This is a genomic window from Rhizobium croatiense (assembly GCF_019793465.1).
In the GTDB taxonomy this organism is placed as follows: Bacteria; Pseudomonadota; Alphaproteobacteria; order Rhizobiales; family Rhizobiaceae; genus Rhizobium; species Rhizobium croatiense.
In genome coordinates, this window is sequence record NZ_JAILYJ010000014.1 from 118,015 (window position 1) to 141,908 (window position 23,894).

Annotated in this window: 14 protein-coding genes and 1 pseudogene; 14 read left to right on the forward strand and 1 reads right to left on the reverse strand. The window is 61.5% G+C overall.

The window, feature by feature from the left end; translation table 11 throughout:
* The first annotated feature begins 18 nt into the window (after positions 1-18).
* The 7 genes and pseudogenes from K6M89_RS21945 to K6M89_RS21970 all read left to right on the forward strand — a co-directional run bounded on the left by K6M89_RS21945 (position 19) and on the right by K6M89_RS21970 (position 14,333).
* The gene (locus K6M89_RS21945) at positions 19-8,172 is read left to right on the forward strand and encodes a hemagglutinin repeat-containing protein (protein ID WP_222140956.1); all 8,154 of its coding nucleotides are present in this window, start codon (positions 19-21) and stop codon (positions 8,170-8,172) included.
* The gene (locus K6M89_RS21950) at positions 8,169-8,429 is read left to right on the forward strand and encodes a hypothetical protein (protein ID WP_222140957.1); all 261 of its coding nucleotides are present in this window, start codon (positions 8,169-8,171) and stop codon (positions 8,427-8,429) included. The genes K6M89_RS21945 and K6M89_RS21950 overlap by 4 nt, the downstream gene beginning before the upstream one ends.
* Positions 8,430-8,613: 184 nt before the next feature.
* Positions 8,614-8,890 (forward strand): annotated as a pseudogene (locus K6M89_RS21955) (transposase); the annotation flags it as partial.
* Entirely contained in the window at positions 8,856-9,326 is a 471-nt protein-coding gene (locus tag K6M89_RS31640; protein ID WP_313141064.1) for a hypothetical protein, read from the forward strand. The pseudogene K6M89_RS21955 and the gene K6M89_RS31640, both read left to right, overlap by 35 nt.
* Before the next feature lie 35 nt (positions 9,327-9,361).
* Positions 9,362-10,000 carry a hemagglutinin repeat-containing protein gene (locus tag K6M89_RS31645; protein WP_313141054.1) on the forward strand — a complete coding sequence of 213 codons (639 nt, stop codon included), beginning with the start codon at positions 9,362-9,364 and terminating at the stop codon, positions 9,998-10,000.
* A 185-nt stretch (positions 10,001-10,185) separates the two neighbouring features.
* Complete coding sequence (locus tag K6M89_RS31650) at positions 10,186-13,566, forward strand: hemagglutinin repeat-containing protein (RefSeq protein ID WP_313141009.1); 3,381 nt, start codon at positions 10,186-10,188, stop codon at positions 13,564-13,566.
* A 29-nt stretch (positions 13,567-13,595) separates the two neighbouring features.
* Positions 13,596-14,333: a hypothetical protein gene (locus K6M89_RS21970; protein ID WP_222140958.1), complete on the forward strand. Its 738-nt coding sequence runs from the start codon at positions 13,596-13,598 to the stop codon at positions 14,331-14,333.
* 572 nt (positions 14,334-14,905) lie between these two features.
* Here the strand turns inward: K6M89_RS21970 and K6M89_RS21975 are convergent.
* Complete coding sequence (locus K6M89_RS21975; RefSeq protein WP_222140959.1) at positions 14,906-15,490, reverse strand: DUF1349 domain-containing protein; 585 nt, start codon at positions 15,488-15,490, stop codon at positions 14,906-14,908.
* A gap of 227 nt (positions 15,491-15,717) precedes the next feature.
* Between K6M89_RS21975 and K6M89_RS21980 the strand changes: the two genes are divergently transcribed.
* The 7 genes from K6M89_RS21980 (at position 15,718) to K6M89_RS22010 (ending at position 23,873) form a co-directional block, all read left to right on the forward strand.
* Positions 15,718-17,244, forward strand: a complete 1,527-nt coding sequence (locus K6M89_RS21980; RefSeq protein WP_222140960.1) for an ABC transporter substrate-binding protein — start codon at positions 15,718-15,720, stop codon at positions 17,242-17,244.
* A gap of 219 nt (positions 17,245-17,463) precedes the next feature.
* A complete protein-coding gene (locus K6M89_RS21985; protein ID WP_222140961.1) occupies positions 17,464-18,405 on the forward strand; it encodes an ABC transporter permease in 942 nt (313 codons plus the stop codon).
* On the forward strand, positions 18,405-19,274 hold the full coding sequence (locus K6M89_RS21990) for an ABC transporter permease (protein WP_222140962.1): 870 nt from the start codon (positions 18,405-18,407) through the stop codon (positions 19,272-19,274). The genes K6M89_RS21985 and K6M89_RS21990 overlap by 1 nt, the downstream gene beginning before the upstream one ends.
* A 54-nt stretch (positions 19,275-19,328) precedes the next feature.
* On the forward strand, positions 19,329-19,841 hold the full coding sequence (locus K6M89_RS21995; protein ID WP_037144659.1) for a RidA family protein: 513 nt from the start codon (positions 19,329-19,331) through the stop codon (positions 19,839-19,841).
* Between the two features lie 70 nt (positions 19,842-19,911).
* Positions 19,912-21,108, forward strand: coding sequence for an aminotransferase class V-fold PLP-dependent enzyme (locus tag K6M89_RS22000; RefSeq protein WP_222140963.1), 1,197 nt, complete (start codon positions 19,912-19,914; stop codon positions 21,106-21,108).
* A gap of 34 nt (positions 21,109-21,142) precedes the next feature.
* Complete coding sequence (locus tag K6M89_RS22005) at positions 21,143-22,978, forward strand: ABC transporter ATP-binding protein (protein WP_222140964.1); 1,836 nt, start codon at positions 21,143-21,145, stop codon at positions 22,976-22,978.
* Positions 22,979-23,051: 73 nt separating this feature from the next.
* Positions 23,052-23,873 carry a bifunctional allantoicase/(S)-ureidoglycine aminohydrolase gene (locus tag K6M89_RS22010; protein ID WP_222140965.1) on the forward strand — a complete coding sequence of 274 codons (822 nt, stop codon included), beginning with the start codon at positions 23,052-23,054 and terminating at the stop codon, positions 23,871-23,873.
* Positions 23,874-23,894: the final 21 nt, after the last annotated feature.

Below are 23,894 nucleotides of genomic sequence, written 5' to 3' on the forward strand. Positions count from 1 at the left end.
GTTTGGAAAGACGAAACGATGCGTGAAAAAACCGGCCTTGGTTCGAATGGCAAGGGTCTTGGCTGCCGGCTCGGCAGGCTTGCCCATCGCTCGCTTGCGATCGTGCTCAGCGCGCTGCTGGTCTTTCAGCCGATGCTGGCCAACGCCCAGTCGGTCTCGGCAAGCACTACAGCGCCCGCCGCCAATCAGCCGGGCGTCGGCACGGCCCCGAACGGTGTGCCGCTCATCGACATCGTCACGCCGAACAGCCAGGGCCTGTCGCACAACAAATACGACAACTTCAACGTCGGCACGCCGGGCCTCATCCTCAACAATTTCCAGGGTGAGATCGGCAATTCCAATCTCGGCGGCCTCACGCCGGGCAATGCCAATCTCAATACATCAGGGCCGGCAACGGTCATCCTCAACGAAGTCACCAGCGGCAACCGCTCGGCCTTGAACGGGCCGACCGAGGTGTTCGGCGGGCGGGCCGATGTCATCATCGCCAACCCGAACGGCATCACCTGCGATGGCTGCGGCTTCATCAACACGCCGCATGCGACGCTGACGACGGGCGTTCCCGATATCGGTGCCGATGGCAGGCTCACCGGCTTTACCGTCAATGGCGGCGACGTCACCATCGGACCGAACGGTGGCAACTTCGCCACCGGCCCCGGCGCGGTCGACCTCTTCGACATCGTCTCGCGCACCGTCCATGTCAACGGCCCGGTCTACGGCAAGTCGCTGCGCGTGACGGCGGGTGCGTCCAATTTCGACTATGCGACGGGCGATTCCCAGGCGCTCGCGCCGATCTCCGGCACGCCGGAATATGCGATCGACGGCACCGCACTTGGCGCCATGCAGGCAGACCGCATCAAGATCGTCGTCACCGAACAGGGCGCCGGCGTGCGCATGAGCGGCAATCTTGCCGCCAACACCAACGAGTTGTCCTTGTCGGCCGACGGCAAAATCTCGCTCGGCAACGTCTCCGGTGAGCAGGGCGTTTCGATCTCCTCGAAGGCGAAAGTGACGGCCGCCAAGGTCACCTCGAAAGCGAAAGCCGCCATCGAGGCCGACAATGGCATCACCCTCGATACGATCGCTGCGGATGGCGACATCGTGCTGTCGAGCGGCAGCGGCCTGTTGAGCGTCGGCGGCGAGGTCAACAGCGCCACCAACGTCGAGATCTCCTCCGCGGCTGGCATTGCCGCCGGCAGCGTCGTCGCCGGCAATGCGCTCGATCTCTCCGCCACATCCGGCGGCATCCAGATTGCAGGGGCGGTCAAGAGCGGCGATACGCTGACGATCGCTGCGACGTCAGGCTCGATCTCCGCAGCGTCGCTTGTCAGCGGCAGTGATCTCACCCTTTCCGCCGGCGCCGACATCGGCATATCGGGCGATGTCCTGGCGCAGGGCAACGTCACGGCAACCGGCCGCTCGATTGCGGCGGCGACCGTCGCCTCCGGCGTCGATTTCGCCGCCACCGCCCAATCCGCCAACGGCACATTGGTGCTGCAGCAGGCGGGCGACATGAGCCTTGCCGCCGCAAACGGTTCGATCGTCGTCGGCGACGCGATGCTGAGCAGCGGCAATCTTTCGGCCGCCGCGAGCCAGAATCTCGCCTATAGCAAGCTGCAGAGCCTCGGCAGCGCCGATCTCTCCGCTTCCGGCCAGATCAGCTACGGCAATCCCACCAGCGCCAAGGGAAACCTGACGCTCACCACCACCACTATCGATCTCTCCAATGGCGGCGCAGGCAACATCGCCGCCGGCGGCACGCTGATGCTCAACGCCGATAGCGCCAATCTCAGCAATAACAGCCTCACTCTCGGAGGGCTCACCCTCAATCTATCAGATGCTGCCGATCTCAGCGGCACCAGGATCAATGCCGTCACCAATGCCGGCGGTTCGGGCGACATCGCCATCAACGCCGGCGGCCTCTCCACCTCGGCCGGCACGGCGCTGCTCGCCGCCCACGACCTGACCCTGACGCTGCCGTCTCTCACCAATGCCGGCCAATTGGCCGCCGGCGACGATCTGACGCTCAACATATCCGGCAATTTCACCAACAGCGCCACGGGCCTTGCCTATGCCGGCCACGACGCGGGCCTGTTCATCGGCGGGGTGCTCACCAACAATCAAGGCGCCATCCTCGCCGGCAACGATCTTGAGATTGCCGGGACGACATCGGGACTAAGAAACACTGAAGTCACCAATATTTCCGGCCTGATCCAGGCTGGAAACGACATGTCCATCCTGACGGCCAATCTGACCAACCGGCGGGCCGTCACACCGCAATGGACGGCCGGGACGCTGGTTTCCTCGGGCGTCGTCAGCGGCTTCACGCTGAACCCCGTCGCCGCCGGGCTGCCTTTCGGCTACCTCGAGACCGCCGATCAGAACATGTACCAGCTCTATGCCGGCGTCGATCCGGGGCTGTGGCAGGATTATCAGCCACTGCTCTGGTCGAAGGCGACGCTCGCCGACGGCACGACTTATCGTGCCTGGACCTGGATTTCGGCCGACGGACCGGAGAAGGTCACGCCGATCATCGACTGGATCAGGGCCCGGGTGCCGCGGGACGCCAACGGCAATCCGGTTGCCGATGCCAACAATCCGTCGCGCTATTTCATCGTCGACGAGGTCAATTTCAGTGGCTCGGACGAAAGCACCACCTATACATGGGATTGGTCGTCCCATCTCAGCCAGTCGGTCTATGAGGACCGGCTGAACGGCGCGCTGAGCCCCGAAGCGACGATCCGGGCGAGCCGCAATCTCACCATCGACGCCACCAATCTCACCAATGCCTACAGCTCGATCGAGGCCGGCGGCGACGCGACGCTGAAGGGCTCGACGCTGACCAACACCGGCGTAACCCTGTTCCGCACGACGACGACGACCTGCAGCGCCCAGGGCGCCTGCACCGCCTATGATGCCAACGGCAACACCAATCCTTCGAAGAACATTGCCAACGGCACGACGATCGTCAGCTCCGTCCAGGCGATCGGCGGCGTATCGGCCAATATCAAAGCCGGTGGCGCGCTCTCCGTCAATTTCGGCAGCGTCAACAATACGTCGGCAGCCGGCTCGGTGGCCGGCGGCGCCAGCGTCGCGGCCGCAAGCAATCCCGGCGATCCGTTGTCGGCTCTCAGCGGCCTGACGGCCGGCGGCGCCCTCTTCAACGTCAATTCGGGCCTCGGCACCACCCTTGTCGCCTCGACCAATCCGCAGTCGGGCGGTTTCGGTAAGCGGATCCCGGGACAGACCTTCCTGTTCGAAACCCGCGCCGACTTCCTCGATGTCAGCAAATTCTACGGCTCCAACTATTTCATGGACCGCATCGGCTATCAGCCGGATACCGCGGTTCCTTTCTTGGGCGACGCCTATTTCGAGAACCAGCTGATCGCCAAGCAGATCCAGCAGCTTGCCGGCCAGGGCCTGGGGCCGGGCTCCTTCATTCCCGGCAGCGATGCCACCGAGCAGGTCAAGAAGCTGCTCGACAATGGCATCAAGTACGCCAACGACAATCATCTGCAGGTTGGCCAGACGCTTACTCCCGAAGCGGTCGCCAAGCTGACGGAGCCGGTCGTCCTCTATCAGAAGCAGGTGGTCAATGGCATAGAGGTGTGGGCGCCGGTAGTCTATCTCCCGAGCACGGCAACGGCGCAACTGACCGCCTCCGGCGCGCTGATGTCCGGCTCATCGGTCACCGTTGGCGGCGGCGCGATCAACAATTCCGGCGCCATGGTCGCGGCCAACGACCTCTCCGTTTCCGGTTCCTCGATTGCGTCGAACGGCGGCAGCTTCAAATCAGGCAAGGACGTGTCGCTCTCCTCTTCCGGCGCGCTGACGCTGAGCGCGCAATCCATGGATCTCGGCGGCCAGGCGATGGTCAACCCGAACGCCGCCGTCACCGCCGGCGGCAACGCCACGCTTGCTGCTGCGACCGACCTGACGCTGAAGGGTGCTGCCGTCAATGCCACAGGCAACGCTTCGCTCACCGGCAAGAATGTGACGCTCGATGCCGCCAAGGTCGACAACTCAGGTCAACAAAATGCCACCGGCAGCCAGGTCGCCAGCGGCGGCAGCCTGTCGATCAAGGCCACCGACAATGTCAACGTCATCGGCAGTTCTGCCAAGGCGGGCACGGCGCTTGACGTGACCGCCGACAACGGCTCGGTGGCCGTAGTCTCGACCGATGTCGCCCGCGACAACCAGTCCGGCTACACGAGGACCCTCTCCACCGACCAGCAGCAATCGCAGCTTTCTGCCGGCACGAACGCGACGATCAAGGCCGGTGACGACATCCTGCTCTCCGGCTCCTCCGTCAAGGCGAAGGGTAATGTCGCGCTGAGCGCCGGTGACGATATCAACATCACTGCCGCGCAGGAGCAATCGGCATCCACCTTCGGCAAGAAGTCCGCCTCGTCGATCACCCATGCCGGCTCGGAAATATCAGCCGGCGGCGACCTCTCGGTGGCGGCGGGCAACAGCACTGGCGATCATGACCTCAATATCGTCGGCAGCAAGCTCGCCGCCGACGGCAAGGTCGCTCTCAAGGCGGACGGCGACGTGACAATCGCCGAAGCCACCGACACCGCAACCCTCGACACCAAGCTCAGCACCAAGGGCGGTTTCCTCGGTAGCAGCGAGAAGACGACCACGCATCTGGAAACGACGACGGCCGTCGGTTCCGCCATCACAGGCGGTGGCGGCGTCGACATTGAATCCGGCAAGGATACGGTCATCTCCGCCTCGAAGATCGACGCCGGTAATGAGAACAGCACGGCGAACCTGAACATCACCACCGGCGGCGACCTCGTCATCGCCTCCGGCAAGGACACCAGCGCCAAGGACGACAAGGGCTCGCGCAGCGGCTTCCTGTCCAAAGGTTCGTCCAGCCACAAGAGCTACGACGAAACGACCGTCGCCTCCGAACTCGGCGCATCCGGCAATATCAGCCTCAGCGCCGGCGGCGCGGCGGTGATTGCTGGCTCCAACGTGGATGCCGACGGCGCGATCAACGTGGTGGGCGACAGCGTCTCGGTCATCGGTGCTGCCGAACAGCATCAGCTTGAGATCACCCGCAAGAAATCCGGCCTCTTCGTCGGTTCCGGCGACGGCTTCATATCGCTCTGGGGTGCGGAGCAGAAGAGCGGCAAGCAGGCTTCCGAGCTGAATGTGGCATCAGTACTCTCCGCGGGAACGGACGTGGCGCTGAAGTCCCGCGAGACCGATGTCAACATTCTCGGCTCGCAGATCTACGCCGACAACAATATCACGCTCGACGCCGCCCGCGACGTCAACGTCACGCCGGGGGCCGAAAGCTTCTCGCAGTCGAAGGAGGACAAGCGCTCCGGCTTCGGCCTCGCCTTCTCAGCGGGCAATGGCAGCGCGTCGATCGGCATCGGGTATGGCAAATCGGTCGACAAGACCGCGCAGTCAGCCGAGACCAACGCGACTTCCACATTGTCGGGCGGCCGCGACGTCATCGTCACCGCCGGGCGCGACGCCAATTTCCAGGCGGCGCGGGTCGAGGCCGGTTCGACGGTCGACATTCTGGCGGAGCGCGACGTCAATCTTCTGTCGGCGCAGAACAAGACCAACTATGCCACCATGCACGAAGAACTGTTCGCAGGCGTAAAGGCGACGGTGTCGTCGGGCGTGGTGGGTGCCGTGCAGGACGTGGTTGACGCGGCAAAGAACATTGGCGACGGGAGTTCGAGCCAATCGATCGCAATGGGGGCAATCGCCGCCATCAACGGTTATTATGCCTATGACGCGCTGAGTAAAGCCAACCCGGAAGACCTACTGAAGAACGGCGCGCTTCTCTCCACGTCACTCTCGGTAGGGTTCGAGTACCGGAAGAGCAGTTCCCAAGGGGCGGCCTCGACGCCGGTTCCAACCACGATCAATGCCGGCGATAGGGCGGTGATAGAGGCTGTTACGGGCGATATCAACGCCGTCGGCGCGCAGATCGGTGCGGGGTCTAAAGCCGACGGCACGCTGTCGGGCGGGCGCGGCGATATTACGCTAACCGCCGGTGACGAGATCAATCTGACGAGTGCGCAGGCGGCGACGCAGAACTCCAGCAAGAATGTTTCGGGCGGCGTCGGTATCGAGCTACTTGATCCGGGTCTCAGCTTCAACTTCGGTCAGGGCAAGGCCAATGGCTCGACGCTGACTAACCTAAACACCCATGTGGACGGCACCGGCGGTGTCTATCTCCAATCGGGCGGCGACACGAACCTTCGGGGTGCGACGGTCACCGGAGAGACGGTGATTGCCGATGTCGGTGGCGATCTCAACATCGAAAGCCAGCTGGACACCGCCTCGCAGAAGGCCCGGCAGTTCAACGACGGCGGCAGCATCGGCGCGGTCCCATCCGGCGGCGTTGCGGGCGGTATCTCCGGCTCATACCAGAATGCCAAGGGCGATGCGGCAATCGTTTCCGAGCAGTCCGGCATCCATGCCGGCCAGGGCGGCTTCGACATTGATGTCGAGGGCAAGACGAAGCTCGAAGGCGGCCTGATAACCAGCAAAGCGGGATCCGGAAACAACCGCCTCGAAACCGGCACCCTGGAATTCTCCGACGTCGACACGCATTCGAAATGGAAGGCGGATACGTATGGCGGCGGCATCTCCGGCGCGGGCATTTCAGTCTCGCCGCATCTGAGCGAAGGCGAGAGCGAGACCGGAAAGGCGCTCTCCGCCGTCTCGCCCGGCGGGATCGTCATCACCGACCCCGGCCGCCAGCAGCAGAACCTCGACGAGCTGCGCCGCGACACGACGGACACCAACACCTCGCTGCCGGGCATTCCCGACCTGCAGAAGAAGCTTTCCGAACAGCTGAAGACGCAGCAGCTTTACGACGCCGCGGCAGCACGCGCCGCCAAGCTGATTGGCGACAAGGCCGGCGAGCTGGCGCGGGCGGCATTGGAACAGGGCGAGGCGGGCAAGGCGGAGTACCAGTTCTGGAAGGAGGGCGGTTCCGGGCGTGCGGCGTTGCATGCCATCGCCGGTGGCCTTCTCGGCGGCGTCACCGACTGGCAGGGCGTGCTGGCTGGCGCACTTGGCGGAGCAACCTCCTCGCTGCTTGCGCCGAAGGTGCGGGAACTGGTCGAGGACTTCGTCAAGCAGTCTGGGCTAACCGGCTCGGCCGCCGAGTTCATGGTCAACACCGTCACCAGCTCCATCCTCGCTGGCATCGGCGGCATCGCCGGATCAACCGGTGCGGCTTATGCCACGAACGCGTATCAAAATAACTTCCTGACGCACAAACAGCTGGATGAACTTAAGGAAGCACTGGTCGGTTGCGAAAAGCAGGGCGATCTCGCGGCCTGCAGGGCGGAGGTTTCGAAACGCTATAGCGACCTCGATTTCGAGCAAGAAAAGAAGCTCGACGCTTGCCGGACAGTGCAATGCATGCAGGATACTCTGGGCGACCTTAGCCAGGATCCGCGCATTGCCTACATGACGGTGCTGGAACTGCAGACCCTCGGCCTCGACGATGCGGTGGCCCAGCGGCTGCTTGCCAATCAGGTGATGGAGCGATACCTCACCAGCGAGGCGACGGTCTTCGAACAGCGTCTGCTGGATGTCGCCGCCGGCGTTGGCTATTGCCAGGACCACGGCGGAGCAGAAGGCTGCTTCCTCAAGGGGCAAGCACTGCACTATATGTCCGATTCCGTGAACGCAGCTGTGTTCGCCTTGGTCGGCGCGTATCAGAGCGGGTTGAAGCCGGGGGGCAAAGCGGGATCAGAGGGAGGTGAGACAAGCGTTCCTAAAGAGGTAAACGTAGGTAGCCAAGCTTCCGCGAAGATCACCTGGGTCGATGAGGGGGCGAGCATGAGCCCCAGAGCTAGACTCTATGATGACGGTGCAATCGGGTCTCGTTCGAATGTTGAAACGCAGAAAGGCCAAGCACCAACTTTGACACGAATGTCTCCTGATGGACAGAAGGCAAGTGTTCGATTTGATGGTGTAGAGGGGGATGTGCTAATAGACAGGAAAATATCTGTCGTTACAACGCAGAAAGTTAGGGATCAAGTCTTGCGGCAGTCCGAAGCGCTTCAACAAAATGGTCTATCCGGGCGGTGGGAGGTTCCTAACCAGTCGCAAGCGGATCGGGCAACTAAAATGTTTAAAGATTTAGGCGTGAAAAACCTAACTGTAAAGGTGGTGCCAGAATGACAGATAGGCTTATTAGAACCCTAACATCTTGTTTCGCGGAGCTTCTCTTTCAAATAGAGAAAGCCGATGAGGAAATGATAAATAGCGATTTTTCGGTGAAGTTAATGGAGTTTGTTGGGGCTGAATTGCAGGACATCGATGAAAAATCCGCCTCGGATCTTCTCGCTATAGTAAAACAGATTGCAGATGCGGAAAAAAACAAAGAAAAAAAAGAATTTCTGAAAAATTTCGCTGAGAATTTTGGCTTGGTCGCTTAACAGTCGATTTGAGGGTTCGTGGATCAGAATGCGAATATACGGTTTTTTGCTATTTCGGTTGGCTCTTCTAAAAGGACATCGCGGAACCATTATTTTTTATGGGAAAGAAGGTGAACTGCCCCCACTTTCGACCGGACACTCAGCATAAGCAGGAAGACTCAAGCACAGGCTTGGGGATAAGCTTATGTCTAACGAGTTTCGACAGGTTGACTTGATGACAGGTGACGTCCGGCGGCGACGCTGGACAACGGAACGCAAACTGCAGGTCATCGAGGAGGGCTATGCCCCCGGGGAGACCGTTTCCTCTGTGGCTCGGCGGCATGGAGTTGCGCCAAACCTTCTCTATCGTTGGCTCAGGAGTGTCGCGCTCCAATCTCACTGAACTTCTAAAGGGCAAAGCAAAGCCTCGCGGGCCCAAAACCGGCGATGCCGAGCTGTGGCCTGCCGTTCGCCGGCCCGTCATGGGGCGGCTCGGTCGATATGAACCTCGGCAATGTCGGCAATCTCGACAATTCCGGTCTGATCGCATCCGCTGGCGGCCTTACCGTCTCCGGCAGCTCCATCCAGGGCAGCGGCACGTTCCTGTCGCGCGGCGACACGGTACTCAACGCCACCAACGGCATCACGCTCGCCGCCCAGACGATGATGATCGGCGGCCAGGACGTCGTCAATACCAATGCAGGCGTGACGGCAGGCGTCAATCTGCAGCTTGCCGGCGGCAGCGGCGATCTCGCCCTCGAGGGCGTCAAGGTCAATGCCGGCGGCTCCGCCGAGCTCACTGGCAAAAACGTAACGCTAGATGCAGCCAAGGTCGACAATGCAGGCCAGCAGAATGCCACCGGTACCCAGATCGCCAGCGGCGGCAGCCTGTCGAGGCCACCGACAATGTCAACGTAATCGGCAGCTCCGCCAAGGCGGGAACGACGCTTGACGTGACCGCCGACAACGGCTCTGTGGCCGTCGTCTCGACCGATGTCGCCCGCAACAACCAATCCGGCTACACCAGGACCCTCTCCACCGACCAGCAGCAATCGCAGCTTTCCGCCGGCACGAATGCGACCATCAAGGCCGGCGACGACATCCTGCTCTCCGGCTCCTCCGCCAAGGCCGGGGGCAATGTCGCGCTGAGCGCCAGCGACGACATCAACATCACGGCCGCCCAGGAGCAATCGGCATCCACCTTCGGCAAGAAGTCCGCCTCGTCGATCACCCATGTTGGCTCCGAAATATCGGCCGGCGGCGACCTCTCGGTGACGGCGGGCAACAGCAGCAGCGATCACGACCTCAACATCGTCGGCAGCCAGCTCGCCGCCGACGGCAAGGTCGGCCTCAAGGCCTCCGGCGACGTGACGATCGCTGAAGCAACCGACACCGCAACCCTCGACACCAAGCTCAACCTCAAGGGCGGTTTCCTCGGTAGCAGCGAGAAGACGACCACGCATCTGGAAACGACGACCGCCGTCGGCTCCGCCATCTCAGGCGCCGGCGGCGTCGACATTGAATCCGGCAAGGACACGGTCATCTCGCCTCGAAGATCGACGCCGGTAATGAGAACAGCACGGCGAACCTGAACATCACCACCGGCGGCGACCTCGTCATCGCCTCCGGCAAGGACACCAGCGCCAAGGACGACAAGGGCTCGCGCAGCGGCTTCCTGTCCAAAGGTTCGTCCAGCCACAAAAGCTACGACGAAACGACCGTCGCCTCCGAACTCGGCGCATCCGGCAACATCAGCCTAAACGCCGGCGGTGCGGCGGTGATCGCGGGCTCCAAGGCCAATGCGGATGGCTCGATCAATGTGGTAGGTGACAGTGTCTCGGTGATCGGTGCGGCCGAGCGACATGAGCTTGAGATCAGCCGCAAGGAATCCGGCCTCTTCGTCGGCTCCGGCGACGGCTTCATATCGCTCTGGGGCAAGGAGCAGAAGAGCGGCAAGCACGCTTCCGAGCTCAACGTGGCATCGGTGCTGTCGGCCGGAACCGACGTGGCACTGAAGTCCCGCGAGACCGATGTCAACATTCTCGGCTCGCAGATCTACGCCGACAACAACATCACGCTCGACGCCGCCCGCGACGTCAATATCACCCCGGGCGCCGAAAGCGCCTCGTCCGAAGAGAAGGAAAAACGTTCCGGCTTCGGCATTTCCTTTGGCACGAGCAGCGGCGGCTTCTCGGTCGGCATCGGTGTGTCGTCGGTAGCCGACACGACGAAGCAAGGCTCGCAGACCAACGCAATGGCCACCCTTTCGGCCGGTAACGACCTGACCATCAAGGCCGGCCGCGACGCCAACCTCCAGGCCGCCGACGTCTCGGCCGACCGCGACGTGGCGATCACTGCCGATCGCGATGTCAATCTGCTGAGCGCCGAGGACAAGTCGAATTACGAGAGCGTGCATGAGCAGTTCTTTGCCGGTGTGACGCTGTCGGTGTCCTCAGGCCTAGTTTCTGCGGCCAGCAACGCGGTGGCAGCCGCCTCCAAGGTCGGCGATGGCAGCACCAGCAGATCCATCGCTCATGTGGCGATTGCCGGGATCGAGGCCTATTCGGTCCTCGATGCCCTGACCAACCAGGACGCTGCCAAAGAGTTCAGCAATTTCCAGAACGGTCAGTCGAGCGTGTTCGCTTCGGCCTCACTTACTGCCGGCTTCCAATACAGCAAGGGCAGCGAGAAAGGCTCCAGCTCGGACCCGGTTTCCACCGCGATCCGTGGGGGCAATTCCGTCACGGTCGAAGCGACATCGGGGGATCTGTTCGGCCACGGCGTCCAGATTGTTTCCGGTTATGATGCCGACGGTGCGCTGAACGGTAAGGCAGGCGACATCGCGCTTATCGCGGGCCAAGACGTTGTTCTGCAGAGTGCTCAAGCGACTAGCAACAACTCCACGAAGAACAGCTCCGGCGGCGTTCAAGTCGATCTCGTCAATCCCGGCTTCAGCTTCAACTATGGCAAGGGCTCTTCAAACGGTTCTTCAATTACCCAGGTCAACAGCCATGTCATCGGCTCAGGCGATATTTTCATCCAGTCCGGCAATGACACCAAATTGCAGGGCGCTGTCGTCAGCGGCGAGAGCGTCACGGCGGATGTCGGTCACGATCTGATCATCGAAAGCCAGCTCGATACGACATCACAAAAGGCCAATCAGTTCGGCATCAGCGGCAGCTTTGGCGGCAGCTCCACTCCAGGTATGAACGGCTCCTTGCAGAAGGCCACAGGTAGTGCGGCGATCGTCTCCGAGCAGTCCGGCATCCATGCCGGGTCCGGCGGCTTCGATATCACTGTCGACAACACGACCGCGTTGACGGGCGGGCTGATCACCTCTCAGGCGCCAGCAACGCAGAATTCGCTCGAGACCGGCACGCTGGTGTTCAACGACCTCGACACTCATTCGAAGTGGAAGGCCGACAGCTATAGCGGCGGGCTGACGCTGACCGGGCCGTTGTTTGCGCCGCCCATGCATGACGGCGAAAGTGCGACCGGTCAGGCGCTGTCCGCCGTTTCTCCGGGCCAGATCATCATCACCGATCCTGCCCACCAGACGCAGAACCTCGATGGCCTGCGCCGCGACACGAGCAACACCAACACGTCGCTGCCAGGTATTCCCGAACTACAGGATATCCTGCGGGAGCAGCTGAAGACTCAGGAACTTTACCAGGACGCCGCCGCCAAGGCCGCCAAGTTCATCGGCGACTTCGCGCTTAGGCGGGAGCAGGCGGCAACCACTGACGAGGAACGAGCTTTCTGGGCCGAAGGCGGTCCAGGCCGCGCGGCGCTTCATGCTCTGGCCGGCGGCCTGCTCGGCGGCGTCACGGATGTCTCCGGGATTGTCCGGGGCGCGCTTGGAGGAGCCACGTCGTCACTGCTCGGCCCGCATATCCGCGACCTCGTCGCCGAGATCGTCAACCGCACCTCGCTTGCCGGCACTGCGCAGGGGGAGCAACTGATTGATATGATTAGCGCGAGCCTGGTGCAGGGCCTCGCGGCAAGCGTCGGGGGTGGTGAGGGCGCCGCCTATGCTGGGAATGCGTTCAAGTACAATTACCTAACGCATAAGGAGCTGGAAAAGGCGAACAAAGAGCAGGCCGAACTTGAAGAAAAGATAGCCGCTTGCAAAGCCTCTCTCGAGAATGGTTGCACCGCACAGACGTTAGTTCATCTGGAAAACGACTTGCAGCTGAGCGTGGCCCATTACCGACAGCTCTCAGATGCGAACAATGCTGCGCTCGTGCAAGCGTGCGCCGCATCGTTTACCAGCTATGACTGTATCAATGGCCGTAATGATCTCCAGAACGCGGTTGATGAGGAGTACGGACTGCAGGCTCATGTCCTGGGCATCAGCGCGGTCAACACTTCCGATGCTTTGCTGCTAGGCGTACTCAACGATGTGGTGGCTGGGCGGGTGGCCTCTGATCAGATTGCTAACCAATACAAGCAGGCGCTGATAACAAATCAGAATGTGAATGCTGGTGTGGCGCTAGCGCTGCTTGCTGTTGTGGGCGTCGCCGTGGCGCCTGAGGCTTACACCGCATGTCTCCTAAATCCAGCTGCCTGTAATGAACTCCTTATTGGTTTGGCAGAGTTAAGTGCGGGCGATGCGCTCGCAGGCACTACGCTTGCACCGACCGTCAGCGTGGCTGCAGGAATGTTGGTTCTACGCAAAGGCGATGAAATCATTGGCATCGTTGATGAGACGACAGGAAGGACTGTTCAGCTCGCCGGCGATGAGATGGAAGCTCTTGAGCAGACCTTGTCAGCTCAGATCAGCTTTAACAGCAAAAATGGCGCTTCTTTCGAGGGACAGCTTGTTGAGGCGTTCGCTCACGTCGGCGCCGTCAAGAATGGAGAATCCTACACGGTAACTCTTCCCAATGGGAAGGAGGTTACTACTATCGTCGATTTGTGGGATAAAGCGGTCGGGGGAATAGTAGAGGCAAAGAACGTTAAATACTTAACTAATTCCAGCCAGCTGCGTGCACAAATTGAGATGGCTGAGAAACTGGAGCAGCCGTATAACCTAGTCATCGCTCCGGGTACTAAGCTTTCCAAGCCACTTGAGGCAGCAATCAAACAGGTGGCCGGCCGCTTTGGTGGGGGCATTTACCGTTTTGATCCTGCAACTGGAATGATGTCCGATTATTAGAGGCATTTATGCAACACCACATGATACGCATGTTCGTCAATACCCAGGCCGTGACCACTGATTGGTCTATTGGCGAGGAGGTGTTGTCGGCCTTCTGCGAAGCGGACACCCGCCTAGTGCCCGAGAATATATATCAATGGGAGACGCGCATTGGCGAGTTTCATTCTATCGAGGAGTGTGAGCCCCATTGGGCAGGGATTGCGCGCTCGCGCATTAATGGATCACTGCTTGAGTTCCCGATCGGGCTAGGTTGGAGAAGAAAAAAAGCAGTCAGATACCAGGCTGAAATCAGACATAGCCAAACTACCGTACATGGGCGTTGGCTTGGTGGAGGCCTATCTGTTTATGCTGCACCACACAAGACCCTCGACTGGCTGCCCGTTTTTCGGCGCGCGTGCAATGCCATGACATCCACATTTGGCCTCCTGCATTACTTCACGCCTGTCGAGGATACGGGAAGGCCCGGAACAGGTGAGGGCTATTTTAGCGGAGGTATAATCCCAAGCAAAGACATGCCTGATCGTATACCTAACATTGGCTGGGCCACATTCTTAGGGGGGGAATTCGCCAAGGGCGTCCCCGCAGGGCAGATTGCGGAAGCAGGATTCGCCGTTGAAACGGTGGGTGACGGATATCTGGTTAGAATAACGGACAATATCAACGACGTGGCCGATAACTACCCCCGTTTTTCGAAACAGAGGGCCGAACTCAAGAAGCTGTTTCCTGGCGATTTCTTTCTCGTTAAGGATGAGCCGATATCTGCTTAATTGCTGTGGTTTGGTGATAACGTTGTTGCCAGGGCTTCTGGTGCAACCGTGCAGCTCCGTCGCGATCGCCGCGTCCAATCGAAACTCCGAAAGCTGCAGTCAACCCTCTGCGCTCCGGTACGACAGCGCAGAGGGCTGCGATGATTGGCGGTTCCGCAGAGGCGGCAACGGGGTGGTTTTGGTCCAACCTATCGGGAAGGACAAGTCGTTCGCGACAGAGAGGCGCAATCAGCTCGCCTCCCTGAACGAAGCCGGAAAGCTCTACCTTCATGCTCCAAGGCTGAGAGAACTGCTTGTCGAGCTCGATCGAGCTGGTTACTTCAGTTGTTCGGAGAGGCTGACATTGTTCTTGATTGTGGGTAGGATGGTAGGTTGATTGGCGTAGAAATTTTGACTTAGCGCATGTAAGTTCAACAAATGAAACTCTTTTTCTGTAAGTCATGGCGGAGCTGGCGAAAGAAATCAATTTACAGGGGTGATTGGGATTTCCTCAAGCGCGCCAATTCTTGACAGTCATAATCTGGACGGAGAGGCGCCCGCCCCGCTATTGGAAATTGCCTTATCTAATTCCCCTAACTCAAATCATGCAGATCCGTCGTAATCGCCGGCCCGACCGAAAATTCCGAAAAGCGTACCGTTAATCCATTCCGCTCCGGCGTACAGGCGGTCGGCCCGACCTGGTATCTGTCGGCGATCGGGAAGGGCGCTAGCCGCAAGAGCGGCCAGAAGCTCCCGTCGCGCGAGGCCTGGATGCGCAGGGCGCCGTTCGCGACGGTCACACGGATGCGGAAATCCTCCAATTCCTTGAAGGGTTGCGAGACCGACCAGTCGGACTTCCCGTCGGTGACGACGGTGCTGAGGAGGGCTTCGCCGTCGGTGAATTCGACGCCCGTCTTGACCCAGCGGTTTTCGTCGAGGCGCACCATCAGGCCGGCCTGGTCGTAGAGGGTGCGGAATTCGCCCTGTACGCGGATCTGCGCGGTGAAGCTATCGGCGGTGGGGAAGGCGAGGAAGTGGCCGCTGTCGCGGGTGAAGCCGTAGTAGGTTTCCCGCCAGAAATCGGTCTTCTCGCCTGTTGTCAGCGTCAGGCCGGTTGCGTCGACCTGCCAGCTTTCCGGTTCGTTCAGCCATTTTCCGTCGTTGAAATCGATGCTCATTCCATCCTCGCTCTATTGAAGCCGTGGCGCTGCCGATTCTTCACGCCCGCATAATGCGCGAGCTTCGGGCAGGCGGCTAGCCGCACACGCGGTTCGGCGCTGTTTGCCGTTGCGACCCTAGTCTCACGCCATAATCCACGGCTTCCGCTTGACACGATCATTTCATCTCTTATTCTGTTACAAAAACATGAATTACATAATTGTGGAACTTAACCGGGAACTCTCATATGAAACCGCTTGTCGCATTCCTGCTCGGCACTGCGCTCGTCGCCCTGCCTTCGACCCTGCTTGCTGAGGAGAAGGGCGGCGTCATCAATGTCGCGACGATCGGCGAGCCGCCGACGCTCGATCCGATGTCGTCGACGGCCGATCTCGTCGGCATCGTCACCCAGCATATTTTCGAAACGCTCTATACGTTCGACAAGAGCTGGAACGTCACGCCGCTTCTGGCCGAAAGCCTGCCCGAGATCAGCCCCGACGGCAAAACCTATACGATCAAGCTCAGGACCGGCATCAAGTTCCACGACAATAGCGACATGACCTCGGACGATGTCGTCGCCTCGCTGAACCGCTGGATGAAGATCGCCTCGCGCGGCAAGCAGGTGGCGAGCTTCATCGACAAGATCGCTGCTGCCGATCCCGCGACCGTGACGATCACGCTGAAGCAGCCCTATGCGCCGCTGACCTCGCTGCTCGCCTTCAACAATTCGGCGGCGATCATCATCCCGTCGGAAAAGCAGGACGAGCCGATGAAGGAGTTCATCGGCACCGGCCCCTATATGCTGAAGGAGCGCAAGGCCGACCAGTATATCCAGCTCGTCCGCTTCGACGGATACAAGTCGCGCGAAGGCGACAGCAATGGTTATGGCGGCGCCCGCCATCAATATCTCGACGAAATCCGCTTCGTGCCGGTGCCGGATCCGAACACCCGCGTCGAGGCCGCCGTTTCCGGCCAGTATGATTATGTCGATTCGATCCCGGTCGAGTCCTACGACAAGCTGAAGGCCTCCACCGCCTCGCAGCCGGTCATGCTGAAGCCCTTCGGTTATCCTGTTTTCGTCTTCAACACGAAGGAAGGTGTTGCCGGGAATGTCGAGGTTCGCAAGGCGATCCGCCAGGCGCTCAGCATGGAAGACATGCTGGCCGCCGCCTTCGGCAGCACGGATTTCTATGCGCTCGACGGCGCCATCTATCCGAAGACCTTCTCCTGGTCGACCGATGCCGGCGCCGAAGGCGCCTATAATGTCGCCGATCCGGAAGGGGCGGCGGCTGCCGCCAAGAAGGCTGGCTACAATGGCGAACCGATCCGCATCCTGACCAGCCGCCAGTACGAATTCCACTACAAGATGGCGCAGGTCGCCGCCGAATATCTGAAGCTCGCCGGCTTCACCGTCGATATGCAGGTGGTGGACTGGGCGACGCTGACGCAGCGCCGCACCGATCCGAAGCTCTGGGATATCTACATCACCCACAGCCCGTTCCTGCCGGAGCCGGCGCTGATCGGCTCGCTCTCGACCAGCTCGCCTGGCTGGTGGGACACGCCGGCCCGCAAGGCCGCCGTCGATGCCTTCACCTCCGAAGTCGATCCGAAGAAGCGTGTCGCACTCTGGGCCGATGTCCAGAAAGCCGTCTATGCCGATGCGCCCTTCATGAAGATCGGCGATTTCAACGCCGTCTCGGCGAAATCGGTCAAGCTCGAAGGCGTCGATCCGGCTCCGTGGCCGTATTTCTGGAACGCGTCGATCAAGAAGTGATGGAGTGATTCCGGTGCCCCCTACTAGCTCCCTCATTCCTGTGCTCGTTACAGGAATCCAGCCACGGCGCTTCTGCGCCGTGATTGACCCTTATCCAGTCGAAGAGTCTTCTGCGCCCAAGGACTTGGGCGCGCTGGATTCCTGTGACGAGCACAGGAATGAGGGAGAGAGGCGGCATTCGCTACGGTGCTTCATGCACCAACGGTGGGAGCAGTTCGGATGATTCGCTACATCCTCCAGCGCCTATTCGGCATGATCGTCGTGATGTTTCTTGTCGTCACGATCGTCTTCGTCATTGTGCGCGTGACGCCAGGCGATCCGGCCGCCGTCATGCTCGGGCCGGATGCGACGCCGCAGGATGTCGCCGATCTGAGAGCCCGGCTCGGTCTCGATCAGTCGCTCGGCCTGCAATATGTCTATTATATCGGCCAGCTGCTGAAGGGCGATCTCGGCCAGTCGATCTTCCTCAACATGCCGGTGACGTCGGCGCTGATCGATCGCGCCGAGCCGACCTTTTTCCTGACGCTGTTTTCGCTTGCCATCGCCAGCGTCATCGCCTTGCCGATCGGCATCTATGCCGCCTATCGGCGCGGCTCCTTCGTCGACCAGGCGGCAACGACGCTCGCCATGTTTGCCGCCAGCATCCCGAGCTTCTGGCTCGGCCTCATCCTGATGCAGTTCTTCGCCGTCAGGCTCAATCTCTTCCCGGTCTCGGGCTATGCCGGGCCGGGCTCGACTTTCCTCGACCGCATGTATCATCTGACGCTGCCGGCCTTTGCGCTCGGCATCGTCTCCTCGGCGCTGATCCTGCGCTTCACCCGGGCCTCGATGCTCGATGTGCTCGGCGACGATTATATCCGCACGGCCCGCGCCAAGGGGCTGATCGAGCGCAAGGTGATCCTCAAGCACGCGCTGAAGAATGCGCTGATCCCGATCCTGACCGTGCTCGGCCTGACGGCGGCGGTGCTGATTTCGGGCGCCGTCGTCACCGAGACGGTCTTCGGCCTGCCGGGCGTCGGCAATCTTGTCGTCTCGGCAGTGCTGCGCCGCGACTACCCCGTCATCCAGGGCGCGCTGCTCGTCATCGCCGCGCTCTACGTGCTGATCAATTTTGCCATCGACATGCTCTATCTGCTGGTCGATCCGAGGGTGCGCTACTGATGGCCGATATCGCAATCAAGCCCGCCGAGCGCGAGGGCAGCAAATTCCTCCGCCGCCTGCTGAAGCGCAGGACGGTGGCCTTCGGCCTGCTGATCTTGGCGATCTTCGTGCTGTTGGCGGTCTTCGCGCCCGTTGTCGCGCCCTATTCGCCGTCCAAGCTTTCGATCGTCAACCGGCTGAAGCCGCCAGGCGGTACCTTCTTCTTCGGCACCGACGAGTTCGGTCGCGACGTCTTCTCGCGTACGATCTTTGCCGGCCGGCTGTCGCTGCTGGTCGGGGCTACGGTCGTCAGCCTGTCGGCGGTGATCGGCGTCACCCTCGGCCTGCTGGCCGGCTTCTTCCAGAAGCTCGATACGCCGATCGCCCGGCTGATCGACGCGATGATGGCCTTTCCGGATATTTTGCTGGCGATCGCCCTCGTCGCTGCCCTCGGACCCTCCTTGACAACAGTCATCATCGCGCTGTCGATCGTCTATTCCCCGCGCCTTGCCCGCATCGTCCGCGCCTCGACACTGGTCATTCGCGAGCTGCCCTATGTCGAGGCGGCCAAGGCGCTCGGCATATCGACCTTCCACATCATGACGCGGCATGTACTGCGCAATCTGCTGTCGCCGATCCTGGTGCAGGCCACCTTCCTTTTCGCCAGCGCCATGCTCGCCGAAGCCGGCCTCTCCTTCCTCGGCCTCGGCGTCAGTCCGGAAATCCCGACCTGGGGAACGATGATCGCCGCCGGCCGGCAATATATCGGCCAGGCCGACTGGATGACGCTGTTTCCCGGTGTCGCCATCATCCTCTCGGTGCTGTCGCTGCAGATGGTCGGCGATGGCCTGAGGGACATGCTTGATCCAAGACTTCGCAAGGACCTTTAATCCGCCGACCTAAATCGGCCAATCCAAAACCAAATTCGCCAATCCAAAATTCGCATGACAGGAGTTTGCGTGAATCAATTTCCCAACGCCGCCGGCAAGGTCGAGAACTCGCCTTACCAACGGTTAGCCGCCCTCGGCATCAAGCTGCCGCCGCCGCCGCCGCCGATCGCCAATTTCGTGACGCATGTGGTGGAGGGCAATATGCTCTACCTCTCCGGCCAGGGGCCGCGCGAGGCCGATGGCTTCCTGCATGCGGGCAAGGTCGGCGGCGGCGTCGGCGTCGAGGAGGCCTACCGGCATGCGCGGCTGACGGGCATCAACCTGCTTGCCGTCATGCAGGAGGCGCTCGGCGATCTCTCCCGCGTCAAGCGGGTGGTCAAGCTGCTCGGCATGGTCAATGCCGTGCCTGAGTTCGAGGATCATCCGAGTGTCATCAACGGCTGCTCGGATCTGTTGATCGCGGTCTTCGGCGCGGCCGGCGAACATGCCCGCTCGGCCGTCGGCTTCGGCTCGCTGCCCGGCAACATCACCGTCGAGATCGAGGCGATCGTCGCCTTGAATGGCTGACGAGAGCTTGCATATTTGGAGCAGCGTCCACCCACGGCCCGTTCCTCGCCCCAGACTTCCGGAGACCTTCATGCCCAATGACATCAGACCTTCGCTCGGCCTTCGCCCCGTCATCAACGTATCCGGCACGATGACCAGCCTCGGCGCCTCGATCGTCGTGCCGGAGGCGATCGAAGCGATGGCATCCATCCTGCCGCACTTCGTCGAGATCAACGACCTGCAGCGCAAAGCAAGCAGCGTCATCGCCCGGCTGACCGGCGGCGAGGCCGGCTTCGTCACTGCCTCCTGCTCGGCCGGCATTTCGCTCGCCGTCGCCGGCGCCATCACCGGCGACAATCTGCTGGCGATCGAGAAGCTGCCGGATGCGGTGCCCGAGAAGAATGAGGTGCTGGTGCAGATGGGCCATGTGGTGAGCTATGGCGCCCCGGTCGATCAGGCGATCCGGCTGGCCGGCGGCAAGGTCGTGCTGGTGGGGCAGGCAACCTCGACCCACCGTTTCCACATGGAGAAGGCGATCACCGACAAGACCGCCGCCGCCGTCTATGTCGTCTCCCATCATGTCGTCGATTACGGCCTGCTGAACCTCAAGGAATTCGTCGAGATCGCCCATGCCAGGGGCGTGCCTGTTATCGTCGATGCGGCGTCGGAATATGATCTGGGGATTTTCCTGGAGCAGGGGGCCGATATCGCGCTCTATTCCGGCCACAAGTTCCTCGGCGGCCCGACCTCGGGCATCGTCGCCGGCCGGAAGGAATTGGTGCGCCATGCCTTCCTGCAGAATATGGGCATCGGCCGCGGCATGAAGGTCGGCAAGGAGAGCATCTTCGGCGTGATGGCCGCACTCGAAGCCTGGGAACGCCGCGACCATGCCGGCATCCGGGAACGCGAGACCGGCTATCTCAACCTGTGGAAACGCACGCTCGATGGTCGCCCCGGCATCACCGCGCTGATCGAACCCGACCCGACCAACAATCCGCTCGACCGGCTGCGCCTGATCGTCGATCCCGAACAGGCGCATATCACTGCCTGGGATCTCGCCGATGCGCTGGCAAGGGGCAACCCGCCGATCATCGTGCGCGACCATGAAGTGGAGCACCGCTACTTCTATCTCGACCCGTGCAACCTGCATCCGGGCCAGGAGGTCGTCGTCGCAAACCGGTTGGCCGAGGAACTCGACAAGGCGCGCGCTTCCAACGAAATCATCGCAACCCCGATCGAAAACCGCAGCAGGCATCGCTTCGACGGGTTGCTGCGTTGGCCGGACTGATCCGCCGTTCTCATCCGCCGCAAGAGGAGCCGACATGGGCAGCGTCCAAGCACAATCGATCGAGACCGCCATCCCCGTTCTTTCCGTCGAGGGGCTGACGACGTCCTTTCTGGTCGACGGCGCCTGGAAGCCTGTCGTGCGTGACGTTTCCTTCACCGTGGCGCCCGGCGAAACCGTGGCGATCGTCGGTGAATCCGGCTCGGGCAAGAGCGTCACCTCGCTGTCGATCATGCGGCTGCTGCAGGCGGAGGTGAGCCGCATCGAGGGCCGCGTCATGCTCGGCGGCCGCGATCTGCTGGCCTTGCCGGAACAGGCCATGCGGCAGGTGCGGGGCAATGAGGTGGCGATGATCTTCCAGGAGCCGATGACATCGCTCAATCCGCTCTTCACGATCGGCGATCAGATTTCCGAAGCGCTGCTCTGCCATTCCGATATCAGCAAGGCCGATGCCCGGGCCGAGACGATCAGGCTGCTGGAGAAAGTTCGCATCCCGTCGGCGGCCTCGCGCTTCGACGAATATCCGCATCGTTTCTCCGGCGGCATGCGGCAGCGGGTGATGATCGCCATGGCGCTCGCCAGCCGGCCGAAACTCCTGATCGCCGACGAGCCGACGACGGCGCTCGACGTGACGATCCAGGGCCAGATCCTCGATCTCATCAAGATGCTGCAGGAAGAGGAGGGGACCTCCGTTCTCTTCATCACCCACGACATGGGCGTCGTCGCCGAGATCGCCGACAGGACGGTGGTGATGTATCGCGGCGAACAGGTCGAGAGCGGCCCCACCGCCGATATTTTTCACCGCGGCAAACATCCTTACACCAGGGCGCTGCTGTCGGCCGTGCCGGTGCTCGGCTCGATGCAGGGCCGTCAGCGGCCGCTGCGTTTTCCTGTGGTCAATACGGCGACAGGCGAATCGGACATACCGGCCGAGGCCCCCGATACCGTCGCCGCGACGCCGGTCCTTGAGGTGAAGAACCTTACCAAGCGTTTCGACATTCATTCCGGCCTGTTCGGCCGACTGACCAGCCGCGTGCACGCGGTCGAAAAAGTCTCCTTCGATCTGCATGCCGGCGAAACCCTGTCGCTCGTCGGTGAATCCGGCTGCGGCAAATCGACGACGGGCCGCGCCATCATGCGCCTCATCGAGCCGCAGGCGGGTTCCGTTCTCGTCGAGGGCAGGGAAGTGCTCGGCCTCGGCAGGAAGGATCTGCGCGAGATGCGCAAATCCGTGCAGATGATCTTCCAGGATCCGTTTGCCAGCCTCAATCCACGCATGACGGTCGGTGCGGCGATCGCCGAGCCCTATCTGGAACACAGTATGGGCAATTCGCAGCAGGCGAGGGATGTCGTGGCGGACCTCCTGGTCAAGGTCGGCCTCTCCCCGGACATGGCTTCGCGCTACCCGCATGAATTTTCCGGCGGCCAGCGCCAGCGCATCTGCATCGCCCGGGCGCTCGCCTTGCAGCCGAAGGTCATCGTCGCCGACGAAAGCGTGTCGGCGCTCGATGTTTCGATCAAGGCGCAGGTGATCAACCTGATGCTCGACCTGCAGCAGAGCCTCAACCTCGCCTTCCTGTTCATCTCGCACGACATGGCGGTGGTCGAGCGCGTCAGTCACCGCGTGGCGGTGATGTATCTCGGCGAGATCGTCGAAATCGGCCCGCGCGCCGCCGTCTTCGAAAATCCGCAGCACCCCTATACGAAGAAACTCATCGCCGCCGTGCCGGTGCCGGATCCCGACCGGCGCCACGAAAAACGCATGGTGGCGAATGACGAGATCAAGAGCCCGATGCGGGCCGTCGACTATAATCCTCCAATCGCCACCTATCGCGAGGTCGGGCCGGGGCATCGGGTCATGGACGGACGCTGACCATTGGCAGTTGCCTAACCGGCCCGCGGCGCATAAAGCAGATGCAGAAACAAATGCTTGGAAGCCCGGACCGATGAACAAGACAGATTATTTTTCGAAGCTCGGTGGTTTGCCGCCGCAGACCCAGCTGCTTTCCGGCAGGGCGGTTTTCACCACGGCTTACGCGGTCATCCCGCGCGGCGTCATGAGCGATATCGTCACCAGCCTGCTTCCGCATTGGGAGGGAACGCGGGCATGGGTTCTCTCCCGTCCGCTCTCCGGCTTCTCCGAGACCTTCTCGCAATATGTGATGGAGGTTCAGCCGGGCGGCGGAAGCGATCGGCCGGAGCCCGACAAGCGGGCCGAAGCGGTGCTCTTCGTCGTCGAAGGCGGCATGACGGTGGAGCTTGAGGGCGTCAGCCACGCGTTGCGCGCTGGCTCCTTCGTCTATATTCCCGCCGGTTCGGCCTGGCGGCTGAAAAACGATGGTTCGGCTGCTGCGATCTTCCACTGGGTCCGAAAGGCCTTTCAGGAAGTCGAGGGGCTGGAGCCGCCGCCGGCAATCGTCACCCATGAGGACGACCATCCGATCCGCGCCATGCCCGACACCGACGGCCGCTGGGGCACGACCCGCTTCATCGACCCTGCGGATGTGCGCTACGACATGCACGTCAATATCGTCACGCTGGAGCCGGGCGCAGTGATCCCCTTCATGGAAACCCATGTCATGGAGCACGGGCTCTATGTGCTGGAGGGCAAGGCGGTCTATCGCCTCAACCAGGATTGGGTCGAGGTCGAGGCCGGCGATTTCATGTGGCTGCGCGCCTTCTGCCCGCAGGCCTGCTACGCCGGCGGCCCCGGCCGCTTCCGCTACCTGCTCTACAAGGACGTCAACCGTCACATGAAGCTCTGGTAGGCCCCGCGTCGGCATGCCGCC